Below are 15,765 nucleotides of genomic sequence, written 5' to 3'. Positions count from 1 at the left end.
CCTTTACAACCCTGCTGTCCTTTGCAACGGCAGATAGCAAAAAACCCCCTGCTTTAAGCGGGGGGTACCTTAACAATCAAGAACTCAAAACGTATTACTTCTTATTTTCTTTATAGCGTTTATCCGGCGTACCGTCTTTTTTTACATGTTGATTTTCTTTATAGCGTTTATCCGGTGTACCATCTTTTTTTACATGGGCCGTAGCAGCCGGTGCCGCCTTTGTTTCAGTAACCGCCTTTTTTTCAGCGGCCTTGGGTGCCGGTTTGGCTGCCTGTGTTTTTGCCGCCTGCGGCTTGGCCGGCTTCGCCTGGGCAGGGGTAGTTTGTGCCTGCGACAGGTTGAAAGTGATCAGCGCAAGCAGGGCGATAAAAAGTTTTTTCATTTTTTTCTGTTTTTATATTTACTCCTTAAAGATACTCCTGATTCCGGCACCGTTTCATCCTCAATAGACGAAAAGGCAAAATCAATCGTTGAAACTAGAAAAGCACAAGACCGGAAGTCCGGCAACAGGAATGATTTATCGGATATATGCAGCATCCAAAGGAGAAAGTGTATCCCATTAATGTAAGGATGACACAAAACAGGCAATCTGAGCACTATTTCCACGATTTATAACTCAGCGGGGCAGCCTGTAAAAAGCTGCCTGCCCCCAAGGTAAACCACGAATTACAAACACCGGGAATAACCCGAATGAGATAACCATCAACACCACTACATTCATAAAAAATATGAGGCCTTTAGTTTCTACCTTTTTGAACGGGACTTTATCAAACCGGCCCATTCATCCAAAGCGTTGCCGGCACTCTTAAAGTACGTAAAGTAAATCCACAGGTAGTTTGCATTAAGCAGTTTTTTTTCCCCGATGCGCCAGAAGCAGTCTCGAAGGATCCCTGCTTCTGGCCTGGGTATAAAAATTAAATAGCAACCGGCATTTCGAACGATGAACTTCACAATCGTTAACAATTGGAGCCAATTATAACGATGATCATGTTTAATTAAGACCGGATAAACTCCAAAATGTCTTTATTAATAGTCTGATGCTCTACAGTAGGCATTCCGTGCGAGAAACCCGGGTAAGTGATCAGCTTCCCGTTTTTCAGCAGCTTTGCAGATTTTATAGCTGAATTCTCTATTGGTACGATTTGGTCATCTTCTCCGTGCAATACCAAGACCGGAATATCAACTGCCTTTAAATCTTCCGTAAAATCCGTTTCTGAAAAAGCCTTAATCCCATCATAGTGGGCAACGATCCCCCCCATCATTCCCTGCCTCCACCAGTTTCTCTGTACACCTTCCTTTATATTTGCACCTGCCCTGTTATAGCCATAGAAAGGGAAAGTTAAGTCAATATAAAACTGGCTTCTATTATTTAACGTCTGCTCCCTGATATTATCAAATACCTCCATGGGAACACCATCAGGATTCGATTCACTTTTTACCATCACAGGCGGCACGGCACTGATTAAAATGGCTTTCTTCGCTCTGCCGTTGGCATACTTGTTCACATAACGGATTACTTCACCTCCTCCGGTGGAGTGACCGATGTGTACCACATCTTTTAAATCTAAAAACGCCACCAGTTCAGCCGCATCAGCGGCGTATTGCTCAATCGTGTGATTATAGATATTCTGGCTGGAACGGCCGTGACCTCTTCTGTCGTGCGCAATTACGCGATAGCCCTTTTGTAAAAAGAAAATCACCTGTGCATCCCAGTCGTCTGAAGATAATGGCCATCCATGATGAAACATCAATACCGGGCCTTCTCCCTGGTCCTTGAAAAAAATCTCTGTTCCGTCTTTTAATTTTAGCGTGCTCATTTTTCTTAAATTTTTAAAGTTTGTGATTGTTAGTATTAAGTAGTCCTTGTCGTTATTCCTGAGCTAAAGTACTGCGGCCAAACTACTTCAATCTTAACCTAGGTTAAGATCACAAATGAATTGTAGTTAAACTTAATCAGCTCACTAATTGGTATTACATCGTCAAAACGCGTACCAGTGCATCTGTCTTCCAAACTTTTTTTTGCTGATGACCGGCAGCAGGAGAGCGTTTGTAAAAAGGGCGCCTATACCGGGTTATCGCCGGGCACAGGATCAGTATTACCCCCATAGTGGGCCGCTTTGTAGGCCGTTGCTTCATCCAGCGCGTGCCGGCAAACCTCCTGTAACCGTTGAAACACTTGCGGGAACGCGGGATCTGCGGGCATTATATGTTCCAATACGGAGAGGTACGGTTCTGTATGACCGGTAAGTCCTAATGCCGCTACGGTTGTTTTCATACTGTGGGCCGTTCGTTGAACGCGATCGGTATTGCCCTGGTCCCAGGCCGTTTGGATCCTTGCCAGTTCTTCGGGTACCATTTCGCAAAACTGCTCCATGATTTCCTTTTCATATTCCCGGTTGCCCCTGCTTACCATAAACAGGTAATTGAGCTGTAAGTAACGCAGGTTGTTATTTTCCGGAGCGGCTACCGGTTCTTCCGTTCCGTCGGTCCGCTCAACGGGTTCATTCAGCCATTGCGCCAGCAGCCGGTGCAGCATAGCTTCCTCCAGCGGTTTTGAAATAAAATCATCCATCCCCGCCTGTAAACATTTTTCTTTCTGACTGGTCAGGGCATCCGCCGTCATGGCAATAACCGGCATGGTGTGGTGCATTTCATTCCGGATCACCGCCGTGGTTGTATAACCGTCCATCTCCGGCATCTGGATATCCATCAGCACCAGGTCGTACCGTTGTTCCTTCAGCAGCCGTACCGCTTCATTTCCGTTGGTTGCCATCTCAAATTCCAGCTGCCAGCCTTTCAGCAGTTGCGCCAGCAATAACCGGTTCATTTCATTATCCTCAACAACCAGTATTTTTTTATGCAACCAGTTAGCCTGCTCCATTTTTAAAGGTGTACCGTGCCGCTCATCTTTCGGTACTACATGCGCCTGCCGGAAAGGCAACTCCACGGTAAATACCGTACCGGATCCTTTTTCGCTGCGCACTGCGATAGTGCCGTTCAGCAACTGAGCGAGGTCCTTTACAATGGTTAATCCCAAACCGGTTCCCCCGTATTTACGTGTAATGCTCTCATCCCCCTGGCGAAACCGGGTAAATACTGCGGCCCGTTCTGCGGCATCCATACCGATTCCGGTATCCGACACTACAAAGGTTATGATCATTTTATTACCGGCGACCTGTTTGCGGTTAACAGCCAGGGTAACCTGCCCTTTATCCGTAAACTTGATGGCATTGCTGACCAGGTTTACAATAATCTGTGTTAGCTTTACTTCATCGCCTTCCATCATCTCCGGAACGTCATCTGCCACCACAACCGCAAACGCCAGTCCTTTTTCCATACTCCGCTGCCGGTAAAGATGTTCAATGGTTGCCACCGTTTCCCGGAGATCAAACGCCGCTGTTTCAACCGGCATCATTCCCGCTTCAATTTTTGAAATATCGAGGATATTGTTTACAATCTGCAGCAGGTTTTCACCCGCCTTATGAATCAGCCCGGTGTAGTGGCCGGTTTCGGGATCCGTTTGTTTTTTTTGCAATAGCCCTGTAAATCCCAATATGGCATTTAAAGGTGTGCGGATCTCATGGCTCATATTTGCCAGGAAGTTTTCCTTAGCTTCCGCCGATCGCCTTGCCCGCTGTTCTGAAACATTCAGCTGGTGGATCAACCGTTGCTGCTCCCCCATTTTATAAGAGATATATCCAAAGGCCAGCAGCGAAGCTATAGCTGCAATTACGGCCAGGATGGTTCCAAATGTTTTTGCATTCCTTCCGTTGCGGTCCGCGTTCCGGATCAATTGTGTAACACTCACCTGGTATTGCCGGTCGATTTGGTGTGCCAAGCTGTTGATGGAATCAGAAAGCAGGGTTTCTTCCTGGTCATTGATCAAGGCTTCAGCGGCGTCCTTTCCATCACCCGCAAATGTGCGCAGTACTTCTTTATTGAGCTCGATCTTTTTATTTACCTGGCGTTTCAGCCGTAAAATACCCGCACCCACCACGGGGTTAATTTCAAAAGAATCCAGCGTTTGAAAGGATTGGCTTACTTTTTTGGCCTGTTGTTCAAACCGGCCATCCCGCAGGTCGTGCCCGCGGATCACAATACTTTTGGTTTCGGTTTCCAGCTGTGTTACATTTTCCTGCACCTGCTGCAGCTCCATTTTCAGCTTCAGTACGTTCATCAGGTCCTCGTTGCCGTTGATGAGCTGGTTGATGCTTTGACTGGAATTAAATTGCAGGAAAACGATGACGATAACGGCCACTATAAACGTAACAACAAGTATGTACCGAAAGGAAGATTTCATAACCGGCAATTCCCGTCAAATATAGTTTAATTATCAGGCATCGTCGCGCCGGCTAGCCGTGATGTTCCAGAATAGTTTTATAAAAACAATGAGATCGGCCACAATAAGACCCAGGAACAGGAAAATCACCAGCCGGTTCCGGAGCACGTATAACTCGTAAAGCAGGCCATATACAAACCCGATCAGCAATAATGCCGAAAGCGTCATGTATATGATTTTCCAGGTATTCACGATGCCGGTTTTTATCAAAGCTACAGCTTCCCCGGGGGGGATGAAAGAAGCAATCGCCGAATCGGCAAAAAGGGTCGTTGGAGGTTCAGCTGTCAGGCTTCGGCGATCAGCCGTCAGCTATCAGTTGATCATCAAATAGGATGAGCGTTACACCAGGAAGCGTTCATACAGCATAAAGAATGAGTGTTCCCCATTTCCAGGTTTAAAGTTTCGGGTCGGTGCACGCCCGGGGTTTGGAGCGTTGGATATTCGTTATATGTTTTCAGTCTGAAATCTGCAACTCAATTTCCAGTATTTAAAATCATCCCTTTTACTTAAGCAATTTTTTATAACTGCCGCAGATACGCTGATTGCGCCTGCGGCGCTTTGGCTGCGCGTGCTATTTTGAGTTCTACTAATGCCGGTACCAGATCTGCGCATCTGCCGTCTTAACAAACGACGTCGTGCCGAACATCGAAAACCACCAGACATCAAACGAATCCAACCTTAAACTTTAAACCTGAGACCTGGAACAACCTTAAAGCACATTCATCCGTTTATTGAGGGCACTTCTATAAGCATCTGCAACGGGTACCGGCTTGCCGCCGATGATAAGTGCGCCCTGCTCCACACTGTCTATTTTATCCACCGCAACTATATACGAACGGTGTACCCGGATGAATTGCTGTACCGGCAGCCGCTCTTCTACTGTTTTTAACGGACTGTGTACGGCATAAAATTTTTTGGCGGTATGCAGTTTCACATAGTCGCCCATGGCCTCTGCATACAGGATCTCTTCGAAGCCCAGCCGTTTTACCACATTCGAATCCCTTATAAAAAGGAAGGCATCGGTATGCACATTTAATTGCTGCTGGTTGCTGGCGATAATTTCCCGTGCCCGGTCGATGGCTTGCAGAAAGCGTGCCGGCTGTACCGGTTTGGTTATATAGTCGGCTACATTCAGCTCAAATGCTTCAATGGCATATTCTTTCTTTGCGGATATAAAAATGATCACCGGCCGGTTTTCGCCCAGCAGCCGTGTCAGTTCCAGCCCGGTCATTTCCTCCATTTCAATATCCAGCAGCAACAGGTCAACCGGCTGCTGCCGCAACAAATTGCTGGCCTCCAGCGCACCGGACGCCTCTCCTGCCACTTCCAGATCACGCACCTGGGCGACCAGTTGTTTTAAGGTAGTGCGCGCAATCTTATTATCATCAACGATCAAACAGTTCATACATTCAGTTCTTTGAAGCCACTCAAAAGTAGGGCTTATTTTTGGTTTGCAGCCCGTTGCTCCCTAAGGTTACCGTTGTTGTACTGGCCGTTTTTTCACAGTCGTATCTTAAAAAAATACAAAAAGCTAACGTCCGGGTGTTCATAATTTTCATTTTTCCCAGATAACTTTGCATAAGTTTTTAAAGCCTATACGGATGTTTTACTGCCAGGCTCTTTAACGGGATTTTTAAAAAGGATTTCTGCACCGGATGTTCTATTTTTAGCCCTCCATCTTTATTATCATTCAATATATGAAGCCAACCATTACCCTTCGAAAAGGAATGTTCATTCTTTTGCTGTTTGTATACCAGACTGCTTTTACACAGCCCGGCTTTCCCAAACCGTTAAGACTTGGGTTTAATATTGGTATGGATAAAGTAACGGCAGAAGGTATGAAGGCAGCGAAAGCAGCAGGTATCGACTGCATTGAAGTGGGTATGGGTGGCATTGTAGATACAGCCCGTAACTTTTTAAAACAGGATGATGCGTTTCTGGAAATTGCAGGGCGGGCCCGGAAGGCTGCGGATGAAGCGGGGATACAAATCTGGTCGGTTCATATGCCGTATGGAAAAAATATCGACCTGTCGTTAGGTGATGAAGCAGAGCGGAAAGCGGTGGTGGCTATGCATACACGTGTATTAAAATATGTAGCCGTTTTAAACCCCCATATCATTCTTTTTCATCCCAGCTGGTTTTTAAACCGGGATGAACGGCCCCTGCGCAAAAAGCAGCTGGTACAATCCGTACAGGAGTTAAATCCCCTGGTAAAGCAACAGGGTGCGCTTATGGTCATCGAAAACATGCTGGGACCGGAATTGCAGCATGGCCCCGTACGGGAGCGGCCACTGCTGCGCACGGTAGAAGAAGCCGTGGAGGTGATGAACCTGCTGCCCCCCGACGTGTATTCGGCCATTGACCTGAACCATATCAAATACCCCGAAAAGCTGATCCTGGCCATGGGCAGCCGTTTAAAAACCCTGCATGTGGCAGATGGCACCGGCCGGGAGGAGAACCATTATTTTCCCTGTAATGGTAAAGGCGAAAACAATTGGGTGGCCATCCTGCAGGCGCTGGACCAGGTGCATTACGACGGTCCTTTTTTGTATGAGAGCCATGCATCCGATGTAGCCGCTTATAAATCCTGCTATCAGTCGCTTTATGCGGCGGCATTCAGTACCGGCACCGGGTTTGCGGCCACATTACAACAGAAGAATTTTCCGCTGACGGGGCAGCTGGAAACCCTGAAAACAACCCCGGCTTTTCAAACCGGTATGAAGACCATTACCCAAAATTATGCGGCCCAGTTGCAACAGGCTATTCAAAACTGCACAGACCGAACCTGCCTGGCGGCCGCATTCAGCCTGACGCCCGAACAAATCCGGCTAACGGGTGATTCCTGGGTAAAAGAGTATCCCCGCAACGCAGGTTTGAAAGCCCTTGTTGCCACGCTGAAGAAAAAAGAGACCTATTACCGGCTGCATCCATTAAAGGATACCGCCTACCTCCGCCAGGTTTGGGAAAACGAAGCCGGTAACATTAACCGGATTTTTAGTATTTATATAAAAGGCGACACACCCCGGTATCCCAAGATCGATTCCATCCGCTTTGGCATAAAGGACAAGGCATACCCCAAAACCCTGAAAGATTACCTGGCACAGGTAGCCAATGATGTGGCATTACCCGCAACGCCGCTCCGGGCAGCTATCCGCGTACTGGAGCTCAACGGACGTTATGAAGCGGCCCGATTTGAACCGTTGCAGGCAGGCTTGAACCAGGCCCCCATCCGGCAGCTGAAGAAAACCAATTGGAGCCGTTATGCGTACAGCCTGATCCTGGTACCGGGACTTGGTCCGGAAGACCCGGCGGTAACACTCGACTCGGGCGGGGCACGCCGCTGCCGCGATGCAGCCGAATTATATAAGAAAGGAATGGCGCCGTTTATAGTTGTTTCCGGCGGTAATGTACATCCTTTTTTAACACCCTATAATGAGGCGGTAGAAATGAAGCGGTATCTGACTCAGGTAATGGGGATACCGGAAACCGCTGTATTTATTGAGCCTCACGCCCGGCATACCACTACTAATATCCGTAATACCAACCGGATGATTTACCGGTTTCAGATACCGGCCGGCAAACCGGTGCTGATTGCCACGGATGCCAGTCAAACCAACTATATCCGTGGCAATATGACCCGGACCGCCCAGCGCGATCTAGGGTATTTGCCCTACAGCAATATGCAATCGATCGGGCCTGAGCAAACAGCTTATTATCCTAATAAAGAAAGCCTGCAAACGGATGCCGCAGACCCGCTGGATCCTTAGCCGGGAGTGTCTATGCGATTTATTTATACAGCCGGCAGCATAGATTGCCGGGCTTTTACCCATCGCTTTCCCACCCGCTTTTGAAAAGGCCCAGCAACTGGTTTAGATTTTGTCACTGGTTTAAGACCGGCGGCCGGCTGTTGAACCGCAATTAACGGGAACATTACTGCCGGTTCCGGATCAACGGAGGCGCCTGGCCGAGGGAAAGCATATACAACTATCAGGCACCGGAAGCAAATAAAAATTGTTAAAAACAGCGGAATGCCCGGCTTCGTTTGTAGTAACAAAACCCATGTTCCTGGTACTCCCTGTACCGGCTGGCCTCACAGACCGGAAATCACCGGTCAGCAGGTTGAACAGCGGCCTATAGCCGACCTTCCGGATAATTGTTCTTTGTCTTATTCGTGGATATATTCCGGCTTTGCCATTACCTTTCCCATGAGCGACCCGGCACAGACGATGCAGGGTATTAAATGCTTTATAATACAGAATCCGGATTTGAGATACCAGACTCAAACAGGACCGCCTTGTATATTCAAAACGATGCATACCGTCCGCTGCTCCAGCTAATCAATAACACGCTTCCCAATGGCTTCATGTATTTTTTCCGTCAGCATTGCGGATCCGCTTTTTTTACTACAGCAGCATCGCGCATCACAGATCAGGCCTCCAGTGCGGCTTTCAGAAAAACACCGGTATGCGATCCGGGAAAAGTAATGAGCGCATCCGGCCTGCCTTCAAAGATCACCTGCCCGCCCTTATGGCCGCCTTCCGGCCCCATATCGATAATCCAGTCTGCGTTTTTAATTACCTCCAGGTTATGTTCAATCACAATAACCGTATTGCCTTTGTTGACCAATCCTTCCATCAGTTCAATCAACCGCCCTACATCCGACAGATGCAGTCCGGTAGTAGGTTCGTCCATCACATAAATGCTGCCCTTCTTGTGCAGTTCGCTGGCCAGCTTAATGCGCTGACACTCGCCACCGGATAAAGTACTCAACGGCTGGCCCAATGTCAGGTATTCCAGTCCCACCTCGATCATGGTATCCAGCTTTTTACGGATGTCCTTTGCAGTGAAAAAGCTACCGGCTTCACGCACGGTCATTTCCAGCACATCGGAAATCGATTTTCCGTTCAGCCGGTAAGCCAGTACTTCTTCTTTATAACGCCGACCCTCGCATACCTCGCAACGTGTTTTTACGCCTTCCAGAAAGGCCAGGTCTGTATAGATGACACCTGTTCCCTGGCAGTTTTCACAGGCTCCCTTTGAATTAAAGGAAAACAGGGAGGCATCTACCTGATTGGCGCCCGCAAACGCTTTCCGTATCAGGTCCATGGTCCCCGTATAGGTTGCCGGGTTGGAGCGGGTGGAAGTACCCACGGCCGACTGATCAATCACAACAGCGTTTGGATAAGCATTCAGAAATGCATGATGGATCAATGAGCTCTTGCCGGATCCGGCCACACCGGTTACAACGGTTAACACGCCCTCGGGAATGTTCACATCCACACCCTGCAGGTTATTGACGCGGGCACCTGTTAGCGGTAATTGTCCGCTTGGTGTTCGGCTGTTTGTCTTCAACGGAAGGCTATGCTTCAGGTATTTCCCGGTAAGTGTATCCGTGTGCAGCAGGCCGTCCAGCGTTCCCTCGTACATGATCTGTCCGCCTTTTGTTCCGGCATTTGGTCCCACATCCACAATATGATCGGCAATGCGGATCACATCCGGATCGTGCTCCACCACGATCACCGTATTACCCTTATCACGGAGCTTTTGCAACAAGCCGTTCAGCCGGTATACATCCCTCGGGTGCAGTCCAACACTGGGCTCATCAAAAATATAGAGCACATCGATCAAACTGCTGCCCAGGTGTTTTACCATTTTTACCCGTTGCGATTCCCCGCCGGAGAGGGTGTCCGTTTCCCGGTTTAAACTCAGGTAGCCGAGCCCCATATCCACCAGGTGCTGCAGCCGCTCCGTTAATGTACGGATGAGTGGCGCAGCCACAGGATCATCAATCATTTTAAAAAAAGGAATCAGCTCTTCCACCTCCATCGCAGAGAGTGCCGCAATGTTCCTGCCGTTGATCTCCGCCGAAAGCGCCGCCTGATTCAGCCGTGTGCCCCCACAGGCCGGACAGGGCTGTTCCTGCAGATAAGGCATGATCGTTTTCTGTTTACGTTCGGAAAGCGTTTTTATGTCGCGCCGTATATAGGCCCGCTCAAACTTCTCAACCAGGCCCAGATAGGTTACATTCATATCACTGTTTCCAAACTTCATCTTAAACTTCCGGGGACCGCTGTACAGCAGCAGGTCCATCTCCTCCCTGGTATAATCGGCCAGTTTTTTATCTATATCAAAAAAACCGCTGTGCGCATACATGTCCTTCTCCCAGGAAACCAGCCCGGGCGCCTGTATGGCACCTTCTTTCAGCGATTTTGAAGGATCTATAAACTTTGATGCATCGAAGCCCAGTTTACGGCCCCGGCCATTACACTCCGGGCACATCCCCTGCGGGTCATTGAAGGAAAAGACATTGGCATAACCCACCCAGGGCTTTCCCACCCGGGAAAATAAGACCCGCAATACCGGCGAAATATCGGTGATGGTTCCCATGGTGGAATGCGATCCTCCACCAAGGCGCTTCTGGTCTACCACTACGGCCATTCCCAATTTTTCAATAGCATCCGCATCCGGTTGCGGAAATTTGGGGAGCAGGCTCCGGATGAACATACTGAAATTTTCATACAACTGGCGCTGGGCCTCTGTGGCAATGGTATCAAAAACGATCGACGACTTGCCGGATCCGGACACGCCCGTAAAAATATTGATCTTCCGCTTGGGCAACCGGAGGTCAACGTTTTTCAGATTATTTTCCCGCGCACCGCGGATTTCGATGTATTCCTGTGTCATAGATGGGATGCTGCTTTTGGGGGAAACGCAAATTATAGAAAATAATTAGTTTCTGCTGCCTAAAAGCGCATAAACATTTTTAGTTTTTTGGGACCCCATCTCCCACTGTTACTTTTAAATGGAGATGTAGAATCCCTGTTCGATTGTTTTATGAAACAGATAAGCTGTCTGTATAAGACTTAACTGTTGCACGGATACCTGTATGCCACCCGTGTCTTCAACCCACTGCTTTAGAATCTCTACAAAATGTATGAGGAAATACGGCTGCATAAAAGAATAGGACACCCCTCCCCGGCAACGTTGATCCAGAACCTGAGCCAGGAGATGGATATTGATGAAAAGGCGGGATAATTAACAAACACAATTCGCTAGGATAATATACAATAGTCTGTACATAACTTATTGTGCAGGCTATTGACTTTTAAAATAACACACACTTTAATCTTTTATTTAATTTATTAATTATATTGCCATAAATATGCATGCGCTATTCCCGGCGCTACTATATTTCATGAAATGATACATGTGTGGATTAACTACAAATATCCAACTTCATTGCACAAGACCATTGCCTGGCAACGCCTTTATACCCTCACAAAACCCGGACCGATCAAACTAGCATTGACTATAAAAAAGCCAATCGCGGTACACCTTGTAATCAAACACAACAATGAAAAAGAATATCATACTCCTACTAAGTAGTCTCGTCCCATTCTGCTTGTCTGCACAAAATGCAGTAGCAGAAATTAGAAAGCAAATCGAAAAGGATATTGCAAGATCGCTACAGCCATCGGATGATTCAATGAAAGAGGATTCAATATTCTGCTATAATGAACTATTAAAAATAAACGTAGACAGTAAATCAAAGATTCAGTCAATTGAAGTCTCAGATGGTAGTTCTGATTGGTTTTCTGCTGAAATATCACGATTAAAAAAGAAGGGGCACATCAAAATTTCTGAAATTGAACAAATCTGTAAAAAACGGAAATTCAAAAACGGCAGTATTTTATTCCCGATAATTATTGCTTCTTTTGGTTACGATGAGGGATGTTATAGGGATAAAGCCATTTCGCCAACTTACTATAAATTCCGTGGATTAAACCTTTCAGGCAGTGTTTTCTTTGCTGATCGGATTGATCATATTCAGTCAATACGGTGGAGGGCCAAAAGTTCCAACTGAACTACCTGGGTCACGGTTAAAAAAAACCAACTCCCAAAATCCCTCAAACTTTCTTCATGATCCCAACTTTTTCACTTGGTCCGTACGGGGTACCACTTGGCAGAAAAGGACATAAAAAAAGGCTCTACAATGAATTGTAAAGCCTTATCCTGGTGGAGAATACCGGATTCGAACCGGTGACCTCTTGCATGCCATGCAAGCGCTCTAGCCAGCTGAGCTAATCCCCCTATTTCAAACCAGTCGGGCTGGTCATCTTCCCGGTATTGGTGATTGCCCCAAAGTGCATTTCCCAAACGGAGCGCAAACATAATGGATTGTTTGTTATTGTCCAAGATTTTTTTTGCAACCTAAGATACAGGCTTCATTCCCTTGCCGCCTTTAAAATTTACCTGCTGTGGTTTTTCTTCACGGAGCTTAAAGGCCGTCCGGTGTAACAGCCTTGCGATCTGATCCCCGGCCTTTTCACTGATCAGGTAAGTAGCAACTTTCTGCACCAGTACGGGCGCAATCAATCGCGATAGCCAGCCGGCCTTACGCAGGATCCCCTTGCGGATCACCAGGTCGGTAAGCTTGGTAACGCCCATTGCGATCAGCGGGTTGGACGCATCGGCATTCCAGATATCCTTGGTGGTTTTAGCGATCTGGCCGATGGGGTTTAGCTCCTGTTTGATCTCATTTATAGACTGCCGCATTGCGGTTTTACGTTGCCGCAGCCGGGCCTTTAGACGGGCCTTTTCCTGCATGAGCTCTTCACGGGTGGTTATAAGGGGCTTAGTCATATAAATTCTTAATGATAATGTTACGGATGATGGGTTGAATCACTTTTTTGTTCAATGCAAGGATGAGGATCAGCACCAGCAACAAGAATCCCGCTACTATAAAAAAGCCCAGCATCGGGTTTCCGAGCGCCTGCCCGATCCAGTAACTGGCTCCAAAACCGATAAAGAGAAAAATAAAAAATGCAAGCCCGGTAACCAACGCCAGGATCAGGAACGAAGACCCCAGTTTACTCCCTTTGTCCACAATATTCACCACCGATAACCGGTAATAGGTTTTTGCAATTTCTTCCACATCTTCTGCAACATTCTCCAGCTTTTCTTTCAGTTCGAACATAGTTTGCGTTTTATAGTTACAATAAAAAAAGGTTGCCTTAAAAGTATATTGTTTTAATGCGCCAACATGCTGGCTTAAACAACAAACCTTGCAGACAACCCGTTTATAGGGGTGTTAGTTTATCTTACTTTCCCGGCGCTGTACTCATCCGCTACATCATTGTATGCGCTTTTGAGATCGTCATAGCCCTCTTCGGCCTGGCCTTTTACCCGCTGATAACCTTTTTTTGCTTTCTTCATGGCCTTGTGGGACAAGTCAGAAAGGCTTTCTTTACCCGAGGCGATCAGGCTGCCAAGTGAATCAGCCCAGTCGTTGGCCGTATTTTTCATTTTTTTACGGGTCTTCTTTCCTTCATCTGTATAAAACAACAACCCGATTGCGATACCCGCCAGTGCTGCACCGGCGATGCCAAGAATGTATTTGTCTCTATTTTTCATAAACTTCTTATTTATTTTAGTTTATTAATAAGATACTATCTATTTCCCCTAAAAAACCGTACCAAAAAAGTCCGACATGAACGATTCCTGTTGTTCTAATATACTAAAAAAAATCCAGACTCCGGACGATTTAATCACCCAGGTTTTCTACTTCCTTATTCAGCCAACGTTTTACAGCGGCTGTAGTAACCGACTTGGGACGCTCCAACGGCATTCCCAGGGCACGATCCCAGCACAAACTGGAAAGCACACCCAATGAACGACTAACGGCAAAAAGAACCGTGTAATATTCGTATTCCTTCATACCATAATGTACCAGTAATGCCCCGCTATGCGCATCTACATTTGGCCATGGGTTTTTTACTTTTCCCAATGCCTGCAAAATACCCGGAACCGTTTCATAAATCCGCCATACTGTATTTACCAGCGGATCATCGGACATATGTTTTTTACCAAATTCCATTTGAGCGGTAAAACGCGGGTCGGTCTGGCGTAACACGGCGTGTCCGTAACCAGGCACCACTTTGCCCTCGCTCAGGGTCTTTTTTACATAGTCGCCTATTTGTTCGGCAGTAGGTGCTTCCGTATTCAGCTCTTTCTGCATTTCAAAGATCCATTTGATCACTTCCTGGTTGGCCAACCCGTGCAGGGGACCCGCCAAACCGTTCATACCTGCGGCATAACTTAAATAAGGATCGCTCAACGCCGAGCCCACCAGATGGGTAGCATGAGCCGATACATTTCCGCCTTCGTGATCCGCATGGATCACCATATACAACCGCATCAGCTCCTTAAATTCTTCGTTATCGTACCCCAGCATGTGCGCAAAATTAGCCGCCCAGTCCAGCATACCATCCGGCTGCACTGCCTTGCCGCCCTTGTATTTCCGGCGGTAAACAAATGCCGCTATATGCGGCAGCCGCGCAATCAGGTTCAGCGTATCTTCGAGGGTAGCTTCCCAGTAATCCTTTTTGGAAAAACCCTCGGCATACCGTTTTGCAAAAACACTTTCGGCCTGCAAAGCCATCACTCCTACCACAAACTGCGTCATGGGATGGGTGTCCTTGGGCAGGGCTTTCATGGTATCGAATACATAGGTAGGTACATGGCTGCGACGTTGCAGGATGGCGCTCAGGTTTTCCACGTCTTCCTCTGTAGGAATTTCGCCGATCATCATCAGGTAAAATAATGCTTCCGGCAGCGGCTCCGAACCACCTTTGGCTTTGGGAAGCTGTTCCCGCAGTTCAGGAATGGAACGTCTTTTAAAACGGATACCGTCCTGTGCGTCCAGAAGGGAAGTTTCGGTAACCAGGGCTGTCATTCCCCTCATTCCCTGGTAAATCTGCGCCAGGGTGGTTTCTCCAATAACCGTGTTCCCGTGTTCCTGGAGCATCGTTTTAATTTCAGCGCCCAGCTTATCCGCCTGCTCTTTAAACTTCACTTTAAATTCTTCCATATATGCTTCTTCGTCTTAACTATTAAAAAAATGGTTTGCGCTAAAGATAGTTAAAGCCAATTGCCACAACAAATTATATTTTAGTATTTTTTCAAGGACAATAATTCCTTAACAAAATAGCAGCAAAAGGGTTTAAAATGAGGCAGTTTTAATCAGATTTGAGACTGCAGATTTGAGATTTGAGACCTGATACTCGTAAACCAGGGAGAAACTTCCGATTCTGAAGGCCGAATGCTGAAGGCTAAGAGCTGGATGTTCAATGCTGAGTGCTGAAGGCTGAATGCCCGACGCTCAAATCTGGATGCTGGATTCTCAATTCTGGATTTAAGGCAGAACGCAAACACCGTGTTCATCAGGCGCTGATTGTATAGTTGATGACGATGGCTGATGCTGTATGCTCAATACTGGAGGCCCGATGCTGAAGGCTGAAGGCTCAATGCCCGACGCTCAAATCTGGATGCTGGATTCTCAATTCTGGATTTAAGGCAGAACGCAAACACCGTGTTCATCAGGCGCTGATTGTATAGTTGATGACGATGGCTGATGCTGTATGCTC

At 47.2% G+C, this 15,765-nt stretch carries 12 protein-coding genes and 1 tRNA gene; 2 read left to right on the top strand and 11 right to left on the bottom strand.

The annotated features are described in order from the left end of the window. Positions 1–94 precede the first annotated feature (94 nt). The 5 genes from LQ567_RS00990 to LQ567_RS00970 all read right to left on the bottom strand — a co-directional run bounded on the left by LQ567_RS00990 (position 95) and on the right by LQ567_RS00970 (position 5,744). Positions 95–382 (bottom strand): hypothetical protein, encoded by a 288-nt coding sequence (locus LQ567_RS00990; protein ID WP_231002224.1) that lies wholly within the window; start codon positions 380–382, stop codon positions 95–97. A gap of 613 nt (positions 383–995) precedes the next feature. Then, the gene (locus LQ567_RS00985; RefSeq protein WP_231002223.1) at positions 996–1,817 is read right to left on the bottom strand and encodes an alpha/beta fold hydrolase; all 822 of its coding nucleotides are present in this window, start codon (positions 1,815–1,817) and stop codon (positions 996–998) included. Positions 1,818–2,062: 245 nt separating this feature from the next. Continuing rightward, entirely contained in the window at positions 2,063–4,300 is a 2,238-nt protein-coding gene (locus LQ567_RS00980; protein ID WP_231002222.1) for a response regulator, read from the bottom strand. Between the two features lie 33 nt (positions 4,301–4,333). Next, positions 4,334–4,531 carry a hypothetical protein gene (locus LQ567_RS00975; RefSeq protein ID WP_231002221.1) on the bottom strand — a complete coding sequence of 66 codons (198 nt, stop codon included), beginning with the start codon at positions 4,529–4,531 and terminating at the stop codon, positions 4,334–4,336. A gap of 517 nt (positions 4,532–5,048) precedes the next feature. Then, complete coding sequence (locus tag LQ567_RS00970; RefSeq protein ID WP_231002220.1) at positions 5,049–5,744, bottom strand: LytR/AlgR family response regulator transcription factor; 696 nt, start codon at positions 5,742–5,744, stop codon at positions 5,049–5,051. A gap of 292 nt (positions 5,745–6,036) precedes the next feature. Between LQ567_RS00970 and LQ567_RS00965 the strand changes: the two genes are divergently transcribed. After that, complete coding sequence (locus tag LQ567_RS00965) at positions 6,037–8,106, top strand: TIM barrel protein (protein ID WP_231002219.1); 2,070 nt, start codon at positions 6,037–6,039, stop codon at positions 8,104–8,106. A 661-nt stretch (positions 8,107–8,767) separates the two neighbouring features. Here the strand turns inward: LQ567_RS00965 and LQ567_RS00960 are convergent. Beyond that, positions 8,768–11,023, bottom strand: a complete 2,256-nt coding sequence (locus tag LQ567_RS00960) for an ATP-binding cassette domain-containing protein (RefSeq protein WP_231002218.1) — start codon at positions 11,021–11,023, stop codon at positions 8,768–8,770. A 670-nt stretch (positions 11,024–11,693) separates the two neighbouring features. Here LQ567_RS00960 and LQ567_RS00955 point away from each other — a divergent pair. Continuing rightward, positions 11,694–12,203 carry a hypothetical protein gene (locus tag LQ567_RS00955; RefSeq protein ID WP_231002216.1) on the top strand — a complete coding sequence of 170 codons (510 nt, stop codon included), beginning with the start codon at positions 11,694–11,696 and terminating at the stop codon, positions 12,201–12,203. 150 nt (positions 12,204–12,353) lie between these two features. Here the strand turns inward: LQ567_RS00955 and LQ567_RS00950 are convergent. From LQ567_RS00950 to LQ567_RS00930, 5 genes are all read right to left on the bottom strand, one after another. Continuing rightward, positions 12,354–12,430: transfer RNA gene (locus LQ567_RS00950), tRNA-Ala, on the bottom strand. A gap of 120 nt (positions 12,431–12,550) precedes the next feature. After that, entirely contained in the window at positions 12,551–12,982 is a 432-nt protein-coding gene (locus tag LQ567_RS00945; RefSeq protein ID WP_231002214.1) for a hypothetical protein, read from the bottom strand. Continuing rightward, positions 12,975–13,316, bottom strand: a complete 342-nt coding sequence (locus tag LQ567_RS00940; protein WP_231002212.1) for a phage holin family protein — start codon at positions 13,314–13,316, stop codon at positions 12,975–12,977. The genes LQ567_RS00945 and LQ567_RS00940 overlap by 8 nt, the downstream gene beginning before the upstream one ends. A gap of 119 nt (positions 13,317–13,435) precedes the next feature. Continuing rightward, the gene (locus LQ567_RS00935; RefSeq protein WP_231002211.1) at positions 13,436–13,753 is read right to left on the bottom strand and encodes a YtxH domain-containing protein; all 318 of its coding nucleotides are present in this window, start codon (positions 13,751–13,753) and stop codon (positions 13,436–13,438) included. Between the two features lie 130 nt (positions 13,754–13,883). After that, the gene (locus LQ567_RS00930; RefSeq protein ID WP_231002209.1) at positions 13,884–15,209 is read right to left on the bottom strand and encodes a citrate (Si)-synthase, eukaryotic; all 1,326 of its coding nucleotides are present in this window, start codon (positions 15,207–15,209) and stop codon (positions 13,884–13,886) included. Between the last annotated feature and the right edge of the window lie 556 nt (positions 15,210–15,765).

Source organism: Niabella pedocola, assembly GCF_021044425.1.
Taxonomy (GTDB): Bacteria; Bacteroidota; Bacteroidia; order Chitinophagales; family Chitinophagaceae; genus Niabella; species Niabella pedocola.
Note: the sequence above shows the minus strand (reverse complement) of the source record. Positions and strands in the feature narration are given on the sequence as shown.